The following is a 23,401-nucleotide window of genomic DNA, read 5'->3' on the forward strand; positions in this document are numbered from 1 at the left end:
GCAGCCCTCCAACTGTGATCAAGCTGGCGACCATGCCGGCGGGCAGGCTCTCGGTGGTGCCGACCATGATGCCGATTGCCGCGCTCAGCGCCATGATGACCACCCAGCGCAGAGGGAGCGGGGAGGGAGTCCTGTGCTCCTGGCCCTCGTCGGGTGGCCTGTGGGCGCGGCGTTGCCTTACTGTCATCTTGTTCCCTTTGGCCTTCCTGATGGCGGGGAGCTGGGCGGTCCGCTGTTCGCGCAGCGGACCGTCGTGTTTGGACAGACGGTGCCCGCCCAGCCGAGACATTCATACCGCAGAGCAGAGCTGCGGTCTACACCCAAGGAAGTTTGGTAGCCTCTCCTGGTCGCCAGCGAAGCGGGTGACCTGCAGCGCTTAGGTGCTGAGAATCGCAACCTTGGGTGGGGTCTCAGAGGGCTTGGCTTCGTCTGACTTGGGCTTTCCGGTCCTTGTCGGACGAAGTCCCGCTCCTCCGGAGTCGATCGAGTCAGATTCTTGTCAGTCCTTCGTGGAGCGAATCGGCGTGGTGCAGTCGTTTCTGTCGTACTGGTCGGGGATCGTCGCACGTGGTGTGCGAGGAGGCCTCCCGTTTTGTGGTGTGGTCTTTCTTCGTTCGTGTGTTCGATGGGGGCTGTCGTGGGAGGGATTGTGTGGTGACGACGGAAGTGGTCAATGGGGTGACTCTGCGGCGTAGTCCGGAGGGTGATCTTCCGGTGGTGGTGCAGGTCAGTGGTGAGGCGGCGTTGTTTTCGCGGCCGGAGTTGAAGGTGGAGCGGGTCAGTTATCCGGTGATGACACCGTCTGCTGCGGTGGGGGTGCTCGAATCGATCTTCTGGAAGCCGGAGATGCGGTACCGGGTGGTGGCTATCGAGGTGCTCAAGCCGGTGCGGCAGTTCTCGATCCGGCGGAACGAGACCTCGGATGTCGCACCGTTGGCAGAGGCGCTCAAGGGCACCCGGCGGGTCGACACCGCGGCGCATCGGGATCAACGCAATGCGGTGTGTCTGCGGGATGTGGCGTACCGCATCCATGCTCACGTCGAGGTGGCGGCGCACGCGGACAAGCCGGTCGCGGCGTACCGGGATCAGCTGCGTCGGCGGGTCCGGAAAGGGGCCTGCTTCCAGCAGCCCTACCTGGGCACGCGCGAGTTCAGCGCGGAGTTCGGCTGGCCTGATGACACGCCGAGGGCGGATGTGAACGAGGAGATCGGCATCATGCTGCACTCCATCCACCGCGACGGGCAGTCTGCTCAGCCGCGGATGGAGTGGTTCGCCGCTCGGGTGGTGGCCGGGGTGTTGGCCGTGCCGGAGCGGGGGATCGAGTTGACGCTTCCGGTGGAAGGTCCGGTGGGCTAGTGCTGTTGCAGCGGTTGGTGGAGTTCGCCGACACCAGCATGGACGTCATCCCGCCGTTCTACTCCCGCAAGCCGGTGCGCTGGAGCCTGGACATCGACGCCAACGGCGTACCCCAGGGTGGTCTGGTCGATACGGCGAACACGGACGACCCGAATGCCCGATTCGGCAAGTCCCGGCTGGTGCCGGCGGTGACCCGGACCGTCGGGATCTCGCCCGCGCTCGCGGTCGACACGGGGGAGTACGTCTTCGGTTGGCTGTCGGAAGGAGCCAAGCCGGAACGGGTGGCCAAGCAGTACGCCGCGTTCCGCGCCCTGATCGCCGAGTGGGCGGTAGCCGAATCAGACGGGCCTGCTCCGGCCATTGCCGCCTTCTACCGCGACGGGCACGCCGACAAGGTTCTACCGCCGGCTGACTGGAGCAGGGGAGACCTGGTCGGCTTCTGGGTTGACGGGGTCTACGCGGCGAAGGCTGTCGGAGCGCTGCGTTTCTGGGCCGGGGTGGCCGGTGACCGGAAGGGCTCCGGACGCACCGGGTTGTGTCTGGTCTGCGGGCGGGTGCAGCCGCTGCTCCACACGATGCCGCAGCAGATTCCTCGGCGGTGGGTGCCCGGGGCCACCCAGAGCGCGTCGCTGGTCAGCATGAACGAGGCCACCCACGGCTACGAGTTGCAGAAGTTCCTGACCCATACCCCGATCTGCGCCGACTGCGGCCTGAAGATCATGACCGCGCTGACAGCGCTGCTGTCCGACCCGCGGCACAGCACCAGCCTGTCCGGGCAGAACGCCCGGCTCGCCTGGTGGGTGCTGGGCGGGTCGACCTTCGACCCGTGGGCGGCCGTCGAGCAGTTGGACCCCAGCCACATCCAGAAACTGGTCGCCGGACCGGCGGGCGGCGCGGAAGCCTCTCTGGACGAGGTGTCCCGGTACTGCTCGGTGACGGTGGGTGGCAACGTCGCCCGTGTCGTCGTGCGGGACTGGGTCGAGCAGCCGATCTCCCGGGTCAAGGATGACATCCGGGCCTGGTTCGACGACCACCGGATCGTGGACGCCTGGACCGGTGAGGTGGCCGCCATCAGGGTCTCCCAACTGGCCCGGGTGGCGGGTCGGTTCGAGGCCGGACGCAACGGCGGACCCGGGACGTGGACGAAGTTCGGTGCGTCCGGGGAACACCGGCCGCCTGACCTGTTCCACCGGCTGCTCAGCGCTGCGCTACTCAGGCGACCGCTACCGCCGAAGCTGCTCAACCACGTCATCAATCGCATCCGGATCGACGGCCGGCTCGACCCCGCCCGTGCGGCGTTGATCCGGCTCGCCCTGCGCCGTTACCCGACCCTGCCCGAGCATGAACGAGAGAGGCTGACGCCGACCTTGAACGTCGCCCACAAGCAGCCGGCCTACGTGGCCGGCCGCATCTTCGCGGTCATGGACGACCTGCAACGCACCGTGTTCCGGGTCGCCGACCAACAGCTGAACACCACCTTCGCCGAACGCTACTTCGGCCGCGCCATCGACAACCCGCAGGTCGTCATCGTCTCCGGCCGCCGCAACGTACAGGCGTGGCTCAAACGCCTCCGCGGCCCGCTGCGCCGGCCCGGCTGGTCGGACGCCTACGAACGACGGCTCGACGACCTGTTCGTCCAGCTCGACGTGATCCCCGGCGCCGCCGTGCTGACGGACAAGGCCCAGTTCATCCTCGGCTACCACCAGCAGCGGGCCGAGATGCGGACCGAACGACTCGCCGCAGCCGCGAACAAGAAGAAGACCGACCTTCCCCCGGAGCCCGACGACGTGGCACCGACCGCCGACGACGAAGGAGACGACGCATGAGCGCCGCGCACCTCGACCCGACCCGCCGCCACGACGCCGTCCTGCTGTTCGACGTCAGCGACGGCAACCCCAATGGCGACCCGGACGCCGGCAACCAGCCCCGCACCGACGACGAGAGCGGACAGGGCCTGGTCACCGACGTGGCGATCAAACGCAAGATCCGCGACACCGTGTCGCTGCTGCGCGGTGACGACCCGCGCTACGGCATCTTCGTCGAAGCCGGCCACGCCCTGAACACCCGGATCGAGGGCGCCTTCGCCGCCCACCCGCCCAAGATCAGCAACAAGCCTACCCCGGCGGAGAGCGCGGCAGCCCAGCAGTGGCTCTGCCAGCACTACTTCGACATCCGCATGTTCGGCGCGGTGCTCAGCACCGGCAAGAGCGGCGGCGCCGGGCAGGTCCGCGGCCCGCTCCAGCTCACCTTCGCTCGCAGCATCGATGCGATCGTGCCCACCGACCACACCATCACCCGGGTCACCCAGACCCGCCAGGACGACATCGACAAAGGTGAGCGCACCGAGATCGGGTCCAAGTGGACCGTCCCCTACGGCCTCTACCGCGCGCACCTGTTCTACTCCGCACCCCGCGCCGCAAAGACCGGTGTCACCAGCGACGACCTCGCCGCCCTGTGGCAGGCCGTCACCGTCATGTTCGACCACGACCGGGCCGCCAGCCGCGGCGAGATGAAACTCTGCGGGCTCTACGTCTTCAGCCACCCCGACGCCTTCGGAGCCGCCCCCTCAGCCGCTCTCACCCAGCGGATCACCGTCACGCGGACCAACGACGACAAGGCACCGCGCGCCCACACCGACTACACCCGCAGCATCGACGAGGCCGGACTCCCCGGCGGCATCGAGCTGACCAAACTGGTCGACCTCTGGCCGTGACCCACGAGCACCCCACGGACAGCGGCACCGACCTGCGGGAGGTGCCGCTGTCCGCGCTGGAGCACTACGCCTACTGCCACCGGCAGACCGCCCTGATCCACGTCGAAGGCGTCTGGACGGAAAACGTCGAGACGGTACGCGGCGACCTCAGCCACACCACCGTCGACCTACCCGGCATCCACCGACGCCGGGGCCTCACCACCATCAGGTCACTGCCGGTATGGAGCCACACCCACGGCCTACGCGGCATCTGCGACGTCGTCGAGTTCGAGAAAAACACCGCCACACCCGTGGAGTACAAGGTCGGACGCTACAAACCCGGCGGCCCCGCCGAACTACAACTCGGCGGGCAGGCCCTCTGCCTCATCGAAGCCGGCTTCGACGTACCCACCGGATACATCTACTCCGTCGCCGAACGCCGCCGACACCCCTTACCCATCGACCACGACCTGCTCGACCGCGTCATCACCGCCACCACCGCCATCCGCCGACTGCTGCACACCCCAACGCTGCCGACAGCCCGCAACGACGCCCGCTGCCGACGATGCTCCCTACGCGAGGACTGCCTCCCCGAACTAACCGACGGCCAGCGGCAGACCCCACCCGACCTATTGACCCCACGACCATTGGGACAGTGGCGTGACTGAACTCCTCAACACCCTCTACGTCCAAACCCCCGGCACCAGCCTGCGCCTCGACGGCGACACCGTCCGCATCTACCACCCCGAACAACCCGGACGTCACCTGCTACCCCTCGTCCGACTCGACCACCTGGTCCTGTTCAGCGGAGTCACCCCCACCGACGACCTGCTCCTGCGCTGCGCCGACGACGGCCGCTCCGTCAGCTGGCTCACCGGCAGCGGACGATTCCGCGCCGGCCTGATCGGCCCCACCCACGGCAACCCACTGCTACGCCAAGCCCAACACCGCGCCGCCGACTCACCAGAACGCCAACTCCCCATCGCCGTCGCCATCGTCGCCGGCAAAATCCACAACGCGCGCCAAGTCCTGCTCCGCACCGCCCGCGACACCAGCGGCCCCCGACAAACCGCACTACGCGCCACCGCCGAACTCCTCGCCCAACGACTCGAACTCCTCACCACAACGGCCAGCACCAACGAAATCCTCGGCGTCGAAGGCATCGCCGCACGCGACTACTTCGCCGCCATGCCCCACCTCCTCGGCGACCACACAGACTGGAAGGCATCCGGCCGCAACAAACGACCACCCACCGACCCCCTGAACTGCCTGCTCTCCTTCCTGTACGGCATGCTGCGCGTCGCCGTTCACGGCGCACTCGAACAAGTCGGACTCGACCCCTACATCGGCTTCCTCCACGCTGTCCGACCCGGCAAACCCGCCCTCGCCCTCGACCTGATGGAAGAATTCCGCCCCCTCCTGGCCGACCGCCTCGCCCTCACCATGCTCAACAGACGTGAACTGACCCCTACCGACTTCGAAGAACTACCAAACAAGGCATACCGACTCACCGACAGCGGACGAAAGACCGTACTGGCCGCCTGGCAACAGAGCCGACAACGCGACTGGCCCCACGCCCAACTCGGCCGCCAGGTGCCTGCCGCACTGCTCCCTCTCGTACAAGCCCGACTACTCGCCCGCCACCTCCGCGGAGATACAGTCGCCTACCAGCCGTGGACGGTGAATTGAACGTGGACCTCCTCGTCACCTACGACGTCGAGACGGTCACCCCACAAGGACAACGCCGCCTCCGCAAAGTCGCCAAGATCTGCGAGGCATACGGACACCGCGTACAGAAATCGGTCTTCGAAGTGGTCTGCCGCGACACCGACAAGGTCCGCTTCGTCGCCGCCCTCCAAGACGCCATCGACCCCACCCAGGACAGCATCCGCATCTACCACCTACCAGCCCACGCCCTCGACGACGTCGAACACCTCGGCAAACCACGACCCATCGACCCACGCGGAGCACTAGTGATCTAGGAACCCCCAGTGGACACGAAAAACCCGGAGGGTTCCGAGGTCAAATACCCGGATCAGAGGAATAAAATGGACAGCGAGCAAGTCGATGAGGGATCGTCTGATCGCTATATTTGCTGCTCGTGAACCGCTGCGCCCGGCCACCGCGCCGGGCGAGGATCGCAACGAGTAAATATCGTCCCGGATCAATCCGGTCCCTGCGTAGCTGCGCCCGGCCACCGCGCCGGGCGAGGATCGCAACCCGGTCCGGCCCCGTCCGGGCGAGTTGACCGGCCGGATGCTGCGCCCGGCCACCGCGCCGGGCGAGGATCGCAACGGCGACACCCGAACGGCCGATCTTGTCGGCGTGTTGCGGCTGCGCCCGGCCACCGCGCCGGGCGAGGATCGCAACCAGGCTGATGGTGTAGGTGCCGGCGGGGCCGAAGGTGCTGCGCCCGGCCACCGCGCCGGGCGAGGATCGCAACCGCGCGATGCAGTCGGGCCGGGCGTATGCCGCAGAGCGCGCTGCGCCCGGCCACCGCGCCGGGCGAGGATCGCAACGGCCCGGGGTGCACGCGCGCCCCGGGCCACCCGACCGCTGCGCCCGGCCACCGCGCCGGGCGAGGATCGCAACTGCGCGGTGACGAGGACGCGTGGATGCGGCTGCACTCGCTGCGCCCGGCCACCGCGCCGGGCGAGGATCGCAACTTGCGGCGTTCGGCGGTCTGGGCTCTCTGGGCGTTGCTGCGCCCGGCCACCGCGCCGGGCGAGGATCGCAACACTCCATCGGCCGCCACGACCACCAGCGGCTACTCCGCTGCGCCCGGCCACCGCGCCGGGCGAGGATCGCAACTGGCGAGACGGAGAGCGCGATGGCGGCAGAGCGGACGGCTGCGCCCGGCCACCGCGCCGGGCGAGGATCGCAACCTCGGCCAGTACCGGGCGCTCGCCGTAGAGGACGGCGCTGCGCCCGGCCACCGCGCCGGGCGAGGATCGCAACTGCCCGGTCGACACCGGGCACCTCAAGGGCAGCATGCTGCGCCCGGCCACCGCGCCGGGCGAGGATCGCAACGACGACCGGGCCGCGTTGGACCGGGCAATCCGCGACGCTGCGCCCGGCCACCGCGCCGGGCGAGGATCGCAACGGCCAGCAGGGCTGGCGCTACGGCGGTAACGACACCGCTGCGCCCGGCCACCGCGCCGGGCGAGGATCGCAACCGCGGGCTGGTCGCGGGGCCGCGGTCGGCGCGGCTGGGGCTGCGCCCGGCCACCGCGCCGGGCGAGGATCGCAACCGCCAGGAAGGCCGCCGCGTACTGCTCCCGCTTGCCCAGGCTGCGCCCGGCCACCGCGCCGGGCGAGGATCGCAACCAGTACCGGTCGCAGGCCGTCGACGTCGCCGGCCACGCTGCGCCCGGCCACCGCGCCGGGCGAGGATCGCAACGGTGTGTACGCCGATGCGGTGGCCCGGTGGGAAGCCGGCTGCGCCCGGCCACCGCGCCGGGCGAGGATCGCAACCCGATCCGCTGTGTGTGTGCCGGGGGTGAGGGGGAGCGGCTGCGCCCGGCCACCGCGCCGGGCGAGGATCGCAACTCGATGTGGGGGGTTTCCCCGATGGTGGGTACCCGGCTGCGCCCGGCCACCGCGCCGGGCGAGGATCGCAACACCGTCTCCGGTGGCCGGTGGTCGATCGCGGCGCGGAAGGGCTGCGCCCGGCCACCGCGCCGGGCGAGGATCGCAACGACTCGATCGAGCTGGGAATCGGCAGCGTGTCGGCGGGCTGCGCCCGGCCACCGCGCCGGGCGAGGATCGCAACGCCCCCAGCTGGAGCTGGAACGCGACCGGGTTGAGGCTGCGCCCGGCCACCGCGCCGGGCGAGGATCGCAACCGACGATGGCCCGGCGGGACACGAGCACGGTGCTCAGGCTGCGCCCGGCCACCGCGCCGGGCGAGGATCGCAACAGCTACGAGGGCATCACGGTCACCCGGTACGGCACGGGCTGCGCCCGGCCACCGCGCCGGGCGAGGATCGCAACTCCCCGTTCGGCTCCGGTGACGACTCGGCGGACAGCGGCTGCGCCCGGCCACCGCGCCGGGCGAGGATCGCAACCAGGTGATGTCCCAGTCGTAGGCGTCGATCGTCTCGGTGCTGCGCCCGGCCACCGCGCCGGGCGAGGATCGCAACGCGGTGATCGACTTCGCCCGGGATGTGCTGGGGGCGCGCTGCGCCCGGCCACCGCGCCGGGCGAGGATCGCAACCGGGCAACGTGCGACGGGTCGACGTGGCCACCCCGTCGCTGCGCCCGGCCACCGCGCCGGGCGAGGATCGCAACACCGTGCTGCCCTCCGCCGGGTGAGCCGGTGCCACCAGCGGCTGCGCCCGGCCACCGCGCCGGGCGAGGATCGCAACACCGTGGCGGCGATCGAGGCGAGGACGTGGTGGATGCGGCTGCGCCCGGCCACCGCGCCGGGCGAGGATCGCAACATCCGCGCGATGGCGGCCTTCGCGGACGTCTTGTTGGGGCTGCGCCCGGCCACCGCGCCGGGCGAGGATCGCAACTACGGCGCCGCATACCGAGAGCACGCCAAGGACCTCGCTGCGCCCGGCCACCGCGCCGGGCGAGGATCGCAACTCGACCAGATGCCAGCCATGTCGATCCCGGACGGCGCTGCGCCCGGCCACCGCGCCGGGCGAGGATCGCAACAGCGCGACCGTCGGCCGTACTACAGCGCGACGGCCGAGCTGCGCCCGGCCACCGCGCCGGGCGAGGATCGCAACCGCCACACCCGGTGGTCTGCCACCTCGACGGAGGAAGCTGCGCCCGGCCACCGCGCCGGGCGAGGATCGCAACGCGTAGGACTCACAGCAATTGCCATATGTCCCGTCCGCGCTGCGCCCGGCCACCGCGCCGGGCGAGGATCGCAACTACGCCGGGAAGGCCACCATCTCGTGGCCGGCCCTGGCGCTGCGCCCGGCCACCGCGCCGGGCGAGGATCGCAACTTCGCCCTAGCGATCACGAACGTGTAGAAGGCTTCGTGATGCTGCGCCCGGCCACCGCGCCGGGCGAGGATCGCAACACCTTCACGGCGCACATCCCGCCGCCGATGCTGCGGGCTGCGCCCGGCCACCGCGCCGGGCGAGGATCGCAACCTGGACGCCGGCGACGACCAGGCCGGCGGTCCCCCAGGCGCTGCGCCCGGCCACCGCGCCGGGCGAGGATCGCAACATGCCCGGACGCATCTGGCGAGTCCTCGCCTACACCGCTGCGCCCGGCCACCGCGCCGGGCGAGGATCGCAACTCGGCGGCGATGCGGCGCGCGACGGCTCCCGACAGGCTGCGCCCGGCCACCGCGCCGGGCGAGGATCGCAACCCCACTCCCGCCGCAGTGGACCGTGACCGCCGCTAGGCCCGCTGCGCCCGGCCACCGCGCCGGGCGAGGATCGCAACGGGCGCAGGTAGTCGCGCTCGGCCTCGGGTAGCGGGGCTGCGCCCGGCCACCGCGCCGGGCGAGGATCGCAACGGCTATGGGCGTCGGCGCGAAGGAGGCCAACCGGCTGGCGCTGCGCCCGGCCACCGCGCCGGGCGAGGATCGCAACCCGGTCGTGCTGGGCGTCGGCAAGCCGGTCGAGGGTGGCTGCGCCCGGCCACCGCGCCGGGCGAGGATCGCAACGGCTTCGGCTGGGCCTACACCTTGCGCGATGTGCAGGGCTGCGCCCGGCCACCGCGCCGGGCGAGGATCGCAACACCACGGCCCAGCGGCGTGACCACCGGTACGTGATCGCTGCGCCCGGCCACCGCGCCGGGCGAGGATCGCAACGCATGTCGGCCCGCGCCTCCCGCCCGTCCAGGCCCCGGCGCTGCGCCCGGCCACCGCGCCGGGCGAGGATCGCAACGAGGTCGGCTTCGACGTCGTCCCACCGGTGTCGGAGGAGCTGCGCCCGGCCACCGCGCCGGGCGAGGATCGCAACACCAGCCGGTCCGCGGTCAGCGCCATCTCGGCGATCAGGTGCTGCGCCCGGCCACCGCGCCGGGCGAGGATCGCAACTCGACGGCCCGGCAGGCCTGCCGGTAGGACCAGGAGGGCTGCGCCCGGCCACCGCGCCGGGCGAGGATCGCAACGAGATCTCCAGCCGCGCCTCGATCGAGGGCAGCTACTGCTGCGCCCGGCCACCGCGCCGGGCGAGAATCGCAACGAGAAGGTGTGGCGGGTCCAGGTCCCCGCCGAGCCGGCTGCGCCCGGCCACCGCGCCGGGCGTGGATCGCAACCACAGCACCGACCCTGCCTGCCGGTACGGCTGCTGATGCTGGGGCCAACCACCGCGTCAGGCGAGTGCCCCGCCGACATGAACCCCTGCCGGCGGCGGGTGGGTCGCGCGATGGGCCGGCGCTCGTCGTGCTCGTGCTGATGGTGCCGACCCCTGAGCGGGGTCGCTGGACCCTGGCAACGTGCTGTCACACCCCTCCTTTACCCCGAAAACCCGTGTCGGCGCGTGACAGTAGGCGACAAGTAGCGATCATTGCGCGGGTATGTCTGTGCAGTTCAGTGCCAATTGGCAGCAGATAGCGACAAGGTTCGGATCGTTACTTTCGGTAACCGCGGGTTCGAGGTTCGAGTCCGTGGCCGCACCAGCGAGCGGAGCCATGCTCGTAAGGCCACCTCTTGGGTTGGCGGGGCGGTGAGTCGGAAGGCCGTGGCACCTGTTGTCAGCATAGCTACGGACGACAGTCGATCATCACGTCATCGTCTGCGCCAGGCGATGAGTTGCGGTATCGATCACCCCACCGACACGAATCCCCACGCTTCGGCCAAGTGTGCCGCGATGGATAGGGGCGCAACGTTCCTTGTGACGGGTGTTCAGCTGATGGGGAGCGGGACGCGGCTGACCTGGCGACGTCCTGTCGGCCCCCCGTTTACCCCTCGAAAACCCCCGCTAGCGGTTGACAATCAGTGACAAGCGGCGATCATTGCCTGCTTATGTCTGAGCAGCTCAACGCCTATTTTTGACAGCCAAAGACAAGGCCGGGATGGCTACGTTCCGTAACAAGGGGTCGTCGGTTCGAATCCGGCCGTCCCGACGCAGCTCAGAGGGCATATCCGATAGATGGATATGCCCTTTTCTAGTAGCTGAGCGACTACGCCTCAGCGTCGAAGATTCGGTCCGTGGCGACGGCGCCGCCGAGGAGCACCGGCCGTAGTTGGTGCCGGTAGACACTCTCGGTGGCGGTAGTGCCGGAGTGCCCACAGAGGTCTGCGATCTGTTCGATGATCACGCCGCTGTCGGAGAGCAGCGAGACGAAGCTGTCCGGCAGCTCGCGGGGTGTCCAGTCGCCCGGGTCGAGGCCCGCTACAGATCTTGAATGGTCAGGTTCGTCCGATGTGGCCTGTGTGGCGACGTTGGGTTGGGGTAGTTCGATGGGATGAGGTATCCCGATGGAGGTGGGTTGTCTGCGCGGGGGCGGGCGAAGCGTGAGGCGGTACGGCGGCAGGCTGCCGGGTGGTTCGCCGAGGATGTGTCGGTGCCGGAGATCGCGCGGAGGCTGCGGGTGTCGCGGACCGCGGTGTACGGGTGGCGTAAGCGGTGGCGGGCCGGTGGTGAACAGGCTCTGGCGTCGAAAGGGCCTGGCGGGTCGCGGTGTCGGCTGGACGAGGGGCGGCTGCGGCGGCTGGCTGACGCCCTGGACGAGGGGCCGGCGGCGCACGGGTTCGGCGTCGATCAGCGGTGGACCCTGGCCCGGGTGTCGGACCTGATCGCCCGGAAGTTCCACACCCGGTACACGTTGCGCGGGACGGCGAACATCATGTACCGGCTGGGCTGGTCGGTGCAGGTCCCCGCGCATCGTGCGGTCGAGCGTGACGAGGCCGCGATCATCACGTGGCGGCGGGAGACGTGGCCGGCGGGAAAACGGTAGCGGCGCAGCGGCAGGCGTGGCTGGTCTTCGAGGACGAGGCCGGTCAGACGTTGCGCCCACCGAAGGCCCGCACCTGGGGACCACGCGGGCACACACCCGTGGTCCCGGTGTCGGGCAAGGGCTCCGGCCGGGTCTCGATCGCCGGCCTGACCTGCTACCGGCCCGGCCAGCGGTCGCGGTTCATCTACCGCACGATCGTGCACCGCCGCCGCAAGAACGAGCGGCGCAGCTTCAGCGAACGCGACTACATCGCCCTCCTCGACGCCGCCCACCAACAACTCGACGGCCCGATCGTGCTGATCTGGGACAACCTCAACACCCACGTCAGCGCCGCCATGCGGCAGATGATCGACGCCCGGGACTGGCTGACCGTCATCCGACTACCCGCTTACGCCCCGGACCTGAATCCCACCGAGGCCGTGTGGTCCCACCTCAAACGCAGCATCGGCAACCTCGCCGTCACTGGCGTCGATCACCTCCAGGCGATCATCAAGAACCGTCTCAAGAGCATCCAGTACCGCACCGACCTACTCGACGGCTTCCTTGCTCACACCGGCCTGAGAGAGCGTTTCGCATGTCTGTCAGTCGGGTGTGTTGAGGGTGCGGCGTTGTTGGCGGGTGGCGGGTCCGCCTCGGGTGAGACGGCCGAGCATGCCGGCAATCGCGGCCCAGCGGATCATGGCCTCGGAGGTCGCGGGGCGGGTCTCGTAGTCGCGGGCCAGCCGGCGGTGGGCGGTCAGCCAGGCCAGGGTCCTCTCCACCACCCAGCGGCGGCGATGCACGACGAACCATTGCTGGTCGGCGGGTTTCCGGACGATCTCCAGGGTGGTGCGCAGCATGTCGCGGGCCCAGTCGACCAGACGCCCCGCGAACCCGGAGTCGGCGAACACATGCCGGATCGGCGTCGCCACGTAGGTGGCGAGTAGGGCGCCCTTGGCGCCGTCGCGGTCCTGCCACGAGGCGGCCAGGACCCAGACGGTGACCAGTAGGCCCAGGCTGTCGGTGACGATGAACCGCTTGCGGCCGTTGACCTTCTTCCCGCTGTCGTAGCCACGGGTGTCACGGTGCACAGTGTCCGCGGCCCTGACCGACTGGGAGTCGATGATCCCGGCGGTGGGCTGCGGCTGCCGGTCGTGGGCCAGGCGGACCTGCTCCCGCAGTTCGGTGAGGATCCGATCGGTCACACCCCGCCGGTTCCACCGTTGGAAGTGGGAGTACACCGTCTGCCAAGGCGGGAAGTCCACCGGCAGATAGCGCCACGCGCACCCGGTACGCACCACGTACAAGATGCCGTCGACGACCGCCCGACGCGGATGCTTCTCCGGCCTACCCATCCACTGCGGCGACGGCAGCATCGGCTCGACGAGCGTCCACTCGGCATCGGTCAGGTCAGACGGGTACCGCCGCACTCGATCCATACCCGTCTACCGACCGAACCCGGCCCATCGATCGCACCCACTGTGCGACACACCCAACCAGCACACATCCCAAACGCTCTCTGACACTCGAACCCGACACAACCTGACCATTCAAGATCTGTATGGCGACGACGGCACCTTCATGCGTGTAGGCAGAAGGGATGCGGCCCCAGCCTGGCCACATCCGTGCATGCGGGCGGAGGAGTTGATGGGGTAGGGCTGGTGTCTGCAGGGCACAATGGGCGCGGGCGCGTGGGGTCTGAACAGTATGTGGCCGGTACTCATCCCTCGATGCTGGCCATGCTGCGCATCGTCGACGGTGTCGTGCTGCAGCACCGCCTCCAGCCCGTAGGGTACCGGTCCGACGAGGTAGACAGCGGCGGGTGGATCGCCTCTCCACGCCGGGCGGCGGCACCTTATCTACATCCGGCCCAAGATTGCAAACAACTTCGCAGGTCCGATTTTTGACAACTCATCGACCTATAGCCGTTGAGCCAGCTTCTACCTGCACAAATGCGGGTGCTTACGGTTGTTGATAATCAACTAACCAAAAAAGATCATTCTCGCCTGATGTACGGTGAAGTGAATCGCCTATTTGTCGGCCATCGGGAGAATCCTGTGATCAGTTCTGCCAAAAGTCGATCAATGATTGTCACCGCAGCGGCGGGTGTGTTCTTGATGGTAGCTAGCCTGCTGGCATCTCCAGCGCGCGCCGATTCAGTAGACGATCGCGGCGTTGCTGTAGCGGAGTCGATGACGACGTCCGCCGACATCGCCACTAAGGCCTCGACGTTGGGATCTCCGCGCGTGAATTCGGTGGTGCCATTCATCTCGTACTGCGCTACGGGCCGTGTGCAAGTCGCTGCGACCTCGGTTAATATTCGTGCCGCAGCGCGAACTGATGCGCCGATCTTAACTGTGGGAAACAACGGGAGTCAGTATAACTGCATCGGTTATGTGCTGGGAGATCGCTATTCGGCGTGCGGAGTCAGCAACGGAAATGGATGGCTCATGATCCCATTTGGGAGCCCGGTCCAATACTATGGCTTCGCGGTGCAAGCCTGCTTTAAGGATGTCTGATGGGGCTCGTGCCGCAGCTTTAGGCTTGAGAACGCTGGTCGGTCCGAAGTCCGGGCAGGGTGGCCCGCCGCCTGAGTCTTTCAACTCTTGGGAAGTGTGATCATCGGGAGGGCGCCCGTGGTCCGCATTGAGTACAAGACCGGCCGCGGCCGGTCGGACTTCTTCGCGACACGGTAGTTCGCGATTTCCGGTTTCATGGCGTCGGCGGGCTCTCTTTGGGGACCAGAACGGCTTCCTGAAGTTCTGGTCGCATCATGCCGAACCATGTGTAGTCGTGGCTGCATTCAGCTGAAATGATCACCTCTTTCTCGGGCAGTTAATGGAGATTGAGCGATGCAAGGAGGAGCGGGAATGCGCAAACGGAAAATTCGTGTTCGGATAGTATGCCTAATGGGGATTTTGTTGTCGGCGTTGTTCGTTAGCCCGGCCACCTTGGCATCGGCGATCAGCGTCGCGGCGGTTGAACAGACGGCATCGCCAGGTGATGCGCCGCTACCGGAGTACCCCGGCCTGCCGCATCGTGCGACCGTGCGACCTGCTGCCGTTGTTACCACGCCCACGCCCTGCGCAGACAACGGATCTGACATGATCGTGACCCGAAGCCAGATACTTGCCAGAGCCTACAGCTGGCTTGACGTCGGCGGCGTCCCTTACAGCCAGGATAGATGCTATAGCAACTCTCACGGCGATTACCGCACAGACTGCTCCGGGTTCGTCTCTATGGCATGGGGGCTCGGTGGGCCTGGAAGCTCCTTTTGGACCGGCAATCTGGATAATAGATCGTTTCAGATACCACGCAACTCTCTGATGCCGGGGGATGCACTCCTGCGGCACACCGGCAATCCGGACGAAAATCATGTTGCATTGTTCGTTCGATGGGCGAATTCCGACTCGACCCAGCCCGTTGTCATCCAGCAGACCGGCAGTTCGGGAACGATCGAAAGTACATGGTCTGCAAGCTATGCAGGCCTCTACACGCCAATGCGCTACAACAACGTACGGGATGACCGCAGTAGCCCCATCCTTGCTCGGGACCTCGGTTCGTCAACCATCGTCCTCTACCGCTGGAACTCCACCGGTTCGTCGTTCAGTGGCTTGTCCACCGCCACGTACTACTCTTTCGACCTGGGCAAGGTCGGCGAGCGGGTCGCCTCCGGAGACGTCAACGGCGACGGCAAGGACGACACTGTCATGGCCTACGCGAACAGTGACGGCACCTTCACGTTCAAGGTTTTCCTGAACGGAACCGTCACACCAGCTAACTGGTATACCTCCGGCCCGTTCAGCCTTGAGGCGACCGTCGGCAACCGCCTCATCGTCGGGGACTTCAACGGCGACGGCAAGGACGAGCCTATCCTTGCTCGGGACTTTGGTTCGTCAACCATCGTCCTCTACCGCTGGTACTCCACGGGTTCGTCGTTCAGCGGCTTGTCCACCGCCACGTACTACTCTTTCGACCTGGGCAAGGTCGGCGAGCGGGTCGCCTCCGGAGACGTCAATAGCGACGGCAAGGACGACACTGTCATGGCCTACGCGAACAGTGACGGCACCTTCACGTTCAAGGTTTTCCTGAACGGAACCGTCACACCAGCTAACTGGTATACCTCCGGCCCGTTCAGCCTTGAGGCGACCGTCGGCAACCGCCTCATCGTCGGGGACTTCAACGGCGACGGCAAGGACGAGCCTATCCTTGCTCGGGACTTTGGTTCGTCAACCATCGTCCTCTACCGCTGGTACTCCACGGGTTCGTCGTTCAGTGGCTTGTCCACCGCCACGTACTACTCTTTCGACCTGGGCAAGGTCGGCGAGCGGGTCGCCTCCGGAGACGTCAATAGCGACGGCAAGGACGACACTGTCATGGCCTACGCGAACAGTGACGGCACCTTCACGTTCAAGGTTTTCCTGAACGGGACCATCACACCGGCCAACTGGTATACCTCCGGCCCGTTCAGCCTTGAGGCGACCGTCGGCAACCGCCTCATCGTCGGATCCTGGTTCTGACAAATTTGAGAGTATTGATTTAACGGATCTATCTCACAACATTCCGCTCTGTCTCACATTCGATAGTGGCCGAGGGTGGTCGATGTCGTTGAAACCATGCGTGCATGATCAATCATTTTGTGAAGATGGTGTTCTCGGGGCTGCCCCCGCTGGTGATCGATGACGTCATGGACGAGGGCGGGCAGAATCTGGTGCAGGCTCGGACCCCTGAGACGCCTGTGGCCTGTCCGGGCCACGATGCGGTGACAGGCCGGGTGCACGGGTATCACCAGTGGACTCCGGTGGACGTGTCGGTCGATGCCAGGCCAGTGGTGCTGCGGGTACGCGTACGCCGTCTGGTCTGCCCGACGCGGGGCTGCAGCGGCACGTTCCGCGAACAGCTTCCGGGTGTTCTGGTGCGGTACCAGAGCCGCACACCCCGACCGATCTCCCAGATCGCTGCAAAGCTGCGCCAGGTGGCCGGCCGGAGCGGCGCTCACCTGATGTCGGTCCTGGCGATGGTCGTCATGTCCCGAGACACCGCGCTGCGGTCGCTGCTGGGCATTCCGCTACCCAAACAGAGAGTTCCCCGTGTGCTCGTGGTCGACGACGTCGCGCTTACCGTCGCCAGCGTTACGCCAGTACGGGGGCACGGGGAGGTTTCTCGAAGTGCTTAGGGTCCGACTACTCGGGCCGATCGCGGCCTACTGCCCTGACGGGTCGATTCCGTTGGGTGGAAGCAAACCGCGTGCGATTCTGGCGGCTCTGGTGTTGGAACAAGGACGTGTCGTTCCGGTCAGCCGCCTTGTCGACGTGGTCTGGCCGGACGATCCGCCGGCGAGTGCCCGCGCACTGGTCCAGACGTACGTCTCGTCGCTGCGCAAGGCGTTTGCCCGTCACGGGTTCCCGCACGTCATCGACAGACATCCGCCGGGATACCGGATCCGGCTGGACAAGGCGATGGTCGACGCGGACGTCTTCACTGAACTGGTGAACGAGGGGCAGGAGCTGGCCCGGGCGGGCGATTGCGACCAGGCCGCCGACCTGTTCCACAAGGCGATCTCGCTGTGCCACGGCCCCGCCCTGTCCGGCCTGGACAGCGCCCCACTGGCCGCGGCAGCGCGGCGGCTCGACGAACTCCTACTGATTGCGCATTCGGAGCGGTTCGAGGTTGAGCTGAGCCTGGGCCGTTGCGACCATCTCGCCGAGTTGTCCAGCCTGGTCGCCCGGCACGCGGCGAACGAACGCCTGCGCGGTCAGCTGATGCTGACGCTGTACCGGCTGGGACGGCAGGCCGACGCCCTCGCCTGCTACCGGGAGGGTCGGACCGCGCTCGTAGACGAACTCGGGGTCGAGCCGGGCCGGCAGCTGCAGATGCTGCACAACGCGATCCTGGCCGGCGACAGTGGCCTGCTAGAAAAGTCCGCGCACCACGGGGCACGCCGGAGCACGTCGGTAATTCCCGCGCAGATCCCGCCGGCCACCGCCGACTTCACCGGGCGTGGGCGGGAACGGGGCGGCCTTGTCGCCGCGCTGCGCGGCGGCTCGCCCGGGACGCACGTCGTCGCCGGGCCGGGCGGCAGCGGCAAGTCCACCCTGGGCGTCTGGGTGGCGCAGCAGGTGGCCGACTCGTTCCCGGACGGTCAGCTGTACGCGGACCTCGGCGGCATGAGCGACACCCCGGCGACACCCGGCGAGGTGCTGGCGGGTTTTCTGCGGTCGCTCGGCATCGACGACGCCTACCTGCCGGAGTCCACCCGGGAGCGGACCGAGCTGTTCCGCAGTCTGCTCGCCGGGCGCCGTACGCTCCTGCTCTTCGACGACGCCGCCGGCGAGCGGCAGCTGCGACCGCTGCTGCCGGGCGGGCCGGGCTGTGCGGTCCTGGTCACCTCCCGGGGCCGCCTGGCCGGGCTGGCCGGGGCGACCCTGACCGAGCTGGACGTCTTCACCGACGAGGAGGCCCGGGAGCTGCTCGGCCGGATCGTCGGCGACGAACGGATGGCGGACGCGGCGGCGGCAGCCCGGCTGCTGACCGCCTGCGAGAACCTGCCGCTGGCCATCCGGGTCGCTGGCGCCCGGTTGGCGACCCGCCGGAACCTCCCCCTCGCGGTGCTGGCCGAACGCCTCACCGACGATCGCAAGCGCCTCGACGAGCTCTCCGCAGGCGACCTGGCCGTACGGTCCAGCATCGGGTTGAGCTACCGCCGCCTGACGGAGCCCGGCAAGGCGGCCCTGCGGCGGATAGGCTTTTTTGGCATCCCCGAGTTCAACGCCTGGGTGGTCGGCTGGCTGCTGGCGGTCGACCACGCCGCCGCCGAGGCGCTGCTGGAGCTGCTGGTGGACGCCCAACTGGTCAGCTTCACCGGCGTGGATTCCACCGGGGTCCTGTGCTATCGGCTGCATGCCTTGGTCCGCATCTACGCACGCGAACGCGCCGACGCCGAGGAGTCGCCGGACGCGCTGCGGGAGGCGGTCGGCCGGGTGCTCACCGGGTGGCGGGCACTCATCGACCGGATCGCGGTCGACGCGCCACCCGCTGAGGTCGTGTGGCGTAGGCCGCCCCCGGTGGAGTTCGAGATCCCCGACAGCCTGACCCGCCGGGTGCTCGCCGACCCGACCGGCTGGCTGCACCGGCAGGAACTCGTCCTCACGGTCGGGGTCGAACGCGCCGGGGCGATCGGACTGCACCAGGTGGTCGGTGACTTCGTTTCGGCGCTGACCGCCCAGGAGTTGAAGGGTGCGAACCGCTTCGAGTTCCAGTCCCGCGTCGTCGCGGCCGCGCTGCCGGCCGCCGCCCGAGCGGGCGAGCCGTACGACGAGGCGCTCATGCTGTTCGAACTGGCCCGACTGCGGATGTCCGAAGACCGCCACGGCGAGGCCAGGCAGCACTTCGGCGAGGCACTCAGCACCTTCCGGACGCTGCACGACGTGCGCGGGCAGGCGGCCGCGCTCGCCGGGCTCGGCATCGCCTGCCGCGACTCCGGTCACCTGACCGAGGCGCTGCACTTCCTCGACCAGGCCGCGGCCCTGCTACAGGCCCTCGATGACGCCGGCGGCATCGGTTACGTACACCGGGTCCGCGGCTCGGTACGGCTGGAACAGGGCGCCTACCCGGCCGCGCTGGTGGACTTGGAGCTGTCGCTACGGGCGTACGAACGGGCCGGCAGCCGACGCGGGGTCGCCTACACGGTGCGCAGCATCGGCATCTACCACCGGGTCTGCGGGAAGTACGCCGAGTCGTTGCGCGCCTGCGAGCGGGCCGCGGAGATATTCGACGAGGCGGGGGACCAGCTGATGCGCTCCTATGCCGTCCGGTCGCACGCCACGGCCCGGCTGCGGATGGGGTCGCCGGATCGGGTATGCGTCGATCTGGAGCGCGCCCTGTCGGTCGCCAAGGAGTCCGAGGACCGCTGGGGGCAGGCCATGGCGCTGCACGTACTCGGGCAGTTCCACCGCGTCGCGGGCTGGTCGGACGGGGCAGAGATCTGTCTGGACGAGGCGATGTCGTTGTGGGAGGTGATGCGCTCATCGCTGTGGCGGGCGCGCACCGAACACGTTCTGTCCCTGGTATACCGGGATCGCGGTGACGTCGCCGCAGCCGACACCGCCTATGCCCGCGCTTGCCGGGTGTTTCGCGAGCACAACTCGCGCGAACACGTCGAACTCCAGGCGTCCGCCGCCGTCGCAGGTGCTGCAACCGTGCTGTAACCCCGCTTGCAGAAAGGTTCCAGGCCCTTTGGAGCGGCCCCGCCCACCGTTCAGGGTCAGGACCTGTCTCCTCCGTAAGGGAATCCATCATGTTCAACAGCATCGCGCAAAGACCGGTCACCGCGACGAGCCTGCTGATGGCGACGACGGTGGGCCTGACCGCCGCGGTTGGGCTGGTCGCCGGTGCCACCGCCGCGGCGGCACCGGCGGCGGTCGCGGCATCCACGGTGGCCGGCGATCCGCCGCTGCCAGCGTACCCGGGACTTCCAGCCGGCCCATCGACGTTGGCTGCGGTCTCCACCACCCCCATCCCGTGCGAAAGCAACGGCTCCGACAAGAGCCCGACCCGCTCCGAGGTACTGACCCGGGCACGGAGCTGGCTGAGCGTCGGCATTCCTTACAGCCAGGAGCGCTGCTACCGCAACCAGTACGGCGACTACCGCACCGACTGCTCCGGTTTCGTCTCGATGGCCTGGGGGTTGGGCGGCTCGGGCAGCGCCTTCTGGACCGGCAACCTGCTCAACCGGTCGCACACCATCGCGCGCAGCGACCTGAAGCCGGGTGACGCCCTGCTGCGGCACACCGGCGACACGAGCGAGAACCACGTCGCCCTGTTCGTGGCATGGTCCGACTCCGCGCACACCAAGCCGACGGTGATGGAGCAGACCGGCAGCCGGGACACTGTCGAGGACGTCTGGTCGGCCAGCTACTCCAGCCAGTACACGCCGATCCGCTACGACAACATCACGGACATCGCGGGCTCGGCGAATGTGTACGGGGTGCTGCCCGACGGGAGGCTCACCTTCTCCACCATCGACGCCGCCACCGGCAACCGCACCAAGACCCTCATCTCCAGCACCACCGTCGGCTTCACGCCCAAAGCCATGGCCACCCTCAACTTCAACACCGTCCTGATGACTGACACCGCCGGTTACCTCTACCGCATCGACGTCATCACCAACAACACCTCACTCGGCTACAACCCACCCGTCCGCATCGCCACCGGCTGGACCCACGAACTGCTCACCTACGACGGCAACACCCACCTGTTCGGCATCCGCAACGGCGACCTGCGCCGATACACCGTTTCCGCCACCAAACCCACCGACGCCACCATCGGAGCCGGGCAACTCATCGGCAACGGCTTCTTCCTCAACACCCTCGCCGCCACCTCCTCCAACTGGCTCGTCGGCACCACCCCCGCCGGGGCACTCCGGTCCTACAAACTCGACAGCGCCGGCACCTGGGAAGGCCACAGCCTCGCCACCGACCACTGGTTCTTCGACGCCTTCCTCTCCCCGGGCGACGGCGTTTACTACGGCCGAACCACCGGCGACGGCCTCTACCGCTACCTAGACAACGACCCCTACGACGACACCGGCAGCGACATCCAGAGCTTCCCCAACGGCCCCGTCGATACCACCGGCTGGACCCAGACCCTTTTGTCCGCCCAACCCGGAACCGTCACCGGCTGACGACCACCACCCGCGGACCGGGGACGACCATCCGGTCGCCCCGGGTTCCGTGTGGGTCAGCCTCCGCTTGGCGGCGGAGACCGTGGTGTTGCGAGGACCGGTTGAATCCGCCTTGACAAACTGCAGACGGCGGGCGCAACGGTAGGGTGCCGGCCTGGGATGGCGGTCGTCTCCTTCGATCGCCACCCTATCGGGCCGTGTCCCACTGGCGGCCGACGAGAACGCCTGGCACCACGGTCGAGACGCCTGCCGCCACAGCGGCGGTCAGAACCTGGTGGAGTCGCGAGTAGTTACAGCGGCGGCCACGCGTTGACCAGTAGTTGGCGGAAGTGCGCCGGGAACCACTCCCCGAACGGGGGTGCCGCCGGCATCGCGCCGGTGGGCCACGTCGAACCGCGCTGCGGAAGGTAGTCCGGATCGCACAAGGGCTCGTACGGGCGGCCTGTACCCGGGCGGGCGCTGGCGCCGTCGGACTCGCCGGGCGGCTTGACCCAGACGTAGGCGTCGATGCCCCACTCCGGCGCGGCGGTCGGCCGCTGGCCGAGACCGGTGCCCACCTGATTGCACCAGTTCCCGACCACCGTCCGCCGGTCGAGCCGGCTGCCGTCGACGTAACGGTTCACGTCCCACGAGGTCGCCGGGCCGGTGGGTCGGTTCGGGCCGCCCCAGCCGTTGCGGGAGGTGTCCACCACCACCCCCACCTGCGGGGAGAAGCCTGCTGCGATCAGCCGGTCGCGCATGTGCCGTGCATAGGGGATCTCGTCGACGAACGGGTTCCAGTCGACCCACTTCGACTGGTACACCGGCTGGCCGGCGACCACGTCGTCGACCCGGAAGTGCTCCTCACGCAGGACCGAGTAGTTGGCGGTGTTGGCGACGAAGCCGTGCACGTCGGCGAGCGTGCTGCCGCCGTTCGTCGCGGCCTGCGCCAGCAGCGCCGTCAACGGGTCGGCGTTGTCCGCCCAGCCGGTCTCACCGTGGTGGCTGATGTCCAGGTACGAGTAGACGTTGGGTACGGTGCCGAGCCGGGCCAGGGCGTACCCGATTCCATCGAGGTAGGTGCCGCGCGCCTTGACCTCGTCGCAGGCCGGGGTGGCGTTGTAGCGGGGGCTCACGTTGACCACGAGGTTGGGCAGTGAGTTCGGCTCGACGAAGGTGACGATCCGCAGATCGGCGTAGCGGGCGTCGGCGAGGATCTCGACGATCGGGTCGACGAACTCGGTCCGGTAGCGGGCGATGTCGCCGATCGACAGTTCGCCGGGCGGAGCCCATCGGCCGCAGTCGCGGGCCGGCAGGTCGTAGAGGGTCAGCTGGACGAGGTCGGCGCGCTGCGCGACGGCCGCGTCCAGGTGCTCGCGCAGACCCATCATCCCGTCCTTGCCCTCGATCCGGGCGATCCGGTCCAGCCAGACGGCGGTCGGTTGGCCGGCGACGGCGTCGCCACCGGGCTCGGCGGCGGCGCGGGCGGCCCACTCCGGGTCGACGTAGACCCGCGCTCCGACGTACGGGTTGTCCATCCTGGTAGGCGGATCGGCAGGGCTGGCCGGAGCGGCGCCGACGAGCGCCCCCAGGACGAGGATCGAGCCGGCGGCGGCGAGAACCGCGCGGACCCGGGCGGACACGCGTCCGGACGCTGACATGCTCATGCTGGCTGCTCCCTGAAGAACGCGGCCCGGCTCCGGATGCTGGCCTGGGGCGGGCGGTCCGGTTCCGTTGCTCCGGCCGCATCGCTCCATGGTCGGCGGCCACTCAGCAAATATCTATATACTTCGATCTATTGTCGCACCGTCCCGCCGGGTTGAGCAAGGCTCCGCCATCGAGGA

The 23,401-nt window shown here is 68.5% G+C and carries 12 protein-coding genes, 4 pseudogenes and 1 CRISPR repeat array; of the genes and pseudogenes, 13 read left to right on the forward strand and 3 right to left on the reverse strand.

Going from position 1 to position 23,401, the window contains the following annotated elements:
- Positions 1-666: 666 nt before the first annotated feature.
- From cas5c to cas2, 6 genes are read left to right on the forward strand one after another with little or no spacing between them, the layout of a single operon-like run.
- A complete protein-coding gene (gene cas5c, locus GA0070623_RS29545; RefSeq protein WP_067314648.1) occupies positions 667-1,356 on the forward strand; it encodes a type I-C CRISPR-associated protein Cas5c in 690 nt (229 codons plus the stop codon).
- Positions 1,356-3,182, forward strand: coding sequence for a type I-C CRISPR-associated protein Cas8c/Csd1 (gene cas8c / locus GA0070623_RS29550; protein WP_067314643.1), 1,827 nt, complete (start codon positions 1,356-1,358; stop codon positions 3,180-3,182). Before cas5c ends, cas8c begins: the two co-directional genes overlap by 1 nt.
- Positions 3,179-4,069: a type I-C CRISPR-associated protein Cas7/Csd2 gene (gene cas7c, locus GA0070623_RS29555; protein ID WP_067314641.1), complete on the forward strand. Its 891-nt coding sequence runs from the start codon at positions 3,179-3,181 to the stop codon at positions 4,067-4,069. The genes cas8c and cas7c overlap by 4 nt, the downstream gene beginning before the upstream one ends.
- Positions 4,066-4,716 carry a CRISPR-associated protein Cas4 gene (gene cas4, locus GA0070623_RS29560; RefSeq protein WP_067314639.1) on the forward strand — a complete coding sequence of 217 codons (651 nt, stop codon included), beginning with the start codon at positions 4,066-4,068 and terminating at the stop codon, positions 4,714-4,716. Before cas7c ends, cas4 begins: the two co-directional genes overlap by 4 nt.
- Positions 4,709-5,737, forward strand: coding sequence for a type I-C CRISPR-associated endonuclease Cas1c (cas1c, locus tag GA0070623_RS29565; protein ID WP_067314636.1), 1,029 nt, complete (start codon positions 4,709-4,711; stop codon positions 5,735-5,737). Before cas4 ends, cas1c begins: the two co-directional genes overlap by 8 nt.
- A complete protein-coding gene (gene cas2, locus GA0070623_RS29570; protein WP_067314634.1) occupies positions 5,722-6,030 on the forward strand; it encodes a CRISPR-associated endonuclease Cas2 in 309 nt (102 codons plus the stop codon). The genes cas1c and cas2 overlap by 16 nt, the downstream gene beginning before the upstream one ends.
- Before the next feature lie 126 nt (positions 6,031-6,156).
- A CRISPR array of direct repeats spans positions 6,157-10,273; the repeat unit is 37 nt; unit sequence GCTGCGCCCGGCCACCGCGCCGGGCGAGGATCGCAAC.
- An 867-nt stretch (positions 10,274-11,140) separates the two neighbouring features.
- Here the strand turns inward: cas2 and GA0070623_RS31280 are convergent.
- A pseudogene (locus GA0070623_RS31280) lies at positions 11,141-11,353 on the reverse strand (site-specific integrase); the annotation flags it as partial.
- Between the two features lie 96 nt (positions 11,354-11,449).
- Between GA0070623_RS31280 and GA0070623_RS29580 the strand changes: the two are divergent.
- Both GA0070623_RS29580 and GA0070623_RS29585 read left to right on the forward strand, forming a co-directional pair.
- Positions 11,450-11,917, forward strand: coding sequence for a winged helix-turn-helix domain-containing protein (locus tag GA0070623_RS29580; RefSeq protein ID WP_231932599.1), 468 nt, complete (start codon positions 11,450-11,452; stop codon positions 11,915-11,917).
- Positions 11,896-12,309 (forward strand): annotated as a pseudogene (locus tag GA0070623_RS29585) (transposase); the annotation flags it as partial. The gene GA0070623_RS29580 and the pseudogene GA0070623_RS29585, both read left to right, overlap by 22 nt.
- A gap of 189 nt (positions 12,310-12,498) precedes the next feature.
- On the opposite strand, the pseudogene GA0070623_RS29590 reads toward GA0070623_RS29585, so the two are convergent.
- Positions 12,499-13,363, reverse strand: a pseudogene (locus GA0070623_RS29590) (IS5 family transposase).
- Positions 13,364-13,824: 461 nt separating this feature from the next.
- Between GA0070623_RS29590 and GA0070623_RS30235 the strand changes: the two are divergent.
- From GA0070623_RS30235 to GA0070623_RS31285, 5 genes and pseudogenes are all read left to right on the forward strand, one after another.
- On the forward strand, positions 13,825-14,415 hold the full coding sequence (locus tag GA0070623_RS30235; RefSeq protein WP_157517671.1) for an SH3 domain-containing protein: 591 nt from the start codon (positions 13,825-13,827) through the stop codon (positions 14,413-14,415).
- 390 nt (positions 14,416-14,805) lie between these two features.
- Positions 14,806-16,416, forward strand: coding sequence for an FG-GAP repeat domain-containing protein (locus tag GA0070623_RS30240; protein ID WP_157747002.1), 1,611 nt, complete (start codon positions 14,806-14,808; stop codon positions 16,414-16,416).
- A 104-nt stretch (positions 16,417-16,520) separates the two neighbouring features.
- Positions 16,521-17,038 (forward strand): annotated as a pseudogene (locus GA0070623_RS29600) (ISL3 family transposase); the annotation flags it as partial.
- Positions 17,039-17,166: 128 nt separating this feature from the next.
- The gene (locus GA0070623_RS29605; protein WP_172898478.1) at positions 17,167-20,103 is read left to right on the forward strand and encodes an AfsR/SARP family transcriptional regulator; all 2,937 of its coding nucleotides are present in this window, start codon (positions 17,167-17,169) and stop codon (positions 20,101-20,103) included.
- Between the two features lie 89 nt (positions 20,104-20,192).
- Positions 20,193-21,578: an NlpC/P60 family protein gene (locus GA0070623_RS31285; protein WP_231932600.1), complete on the forward strand. Its 1,386-nt coding sequence runs from the start codon at positions 20,193-20,195 to the stop codon at positions 21,576-21,578.
- 290 nt (positions 21,579-21,868) lie between these two features.
- On the opposite strand, the gene GA0070623_RS29620 is transcribed toward GA0070623_RS31285, so the two are convergent.
- Positions 21,869-23,224 carry a glycoside hydrolase family 6 protein gene (locus GA0070623_RS29620; protein ID WP_197700018.1) on the reverse strand — a complete coding sequence of 452 codons (1,356 nt, stop codon included), beginning with the start codon at positions 23,222-23,224 and terminating at the stop codon, positions 21,869-21,871.
- Between the last annotated feature and the right edge of the window lie 177 nt (positions 23,225-23,401).

Origin of the sequence: Micromonospora rifamycinica (genome assembly GCF_900090265.1) — a bacterium.
GTDB lineage: Bacteria > Actinomycetota > Actinomycetes > Mycobacteriales > Micromonosporaceae > Micromonospora > Micromonospora rifamycinica.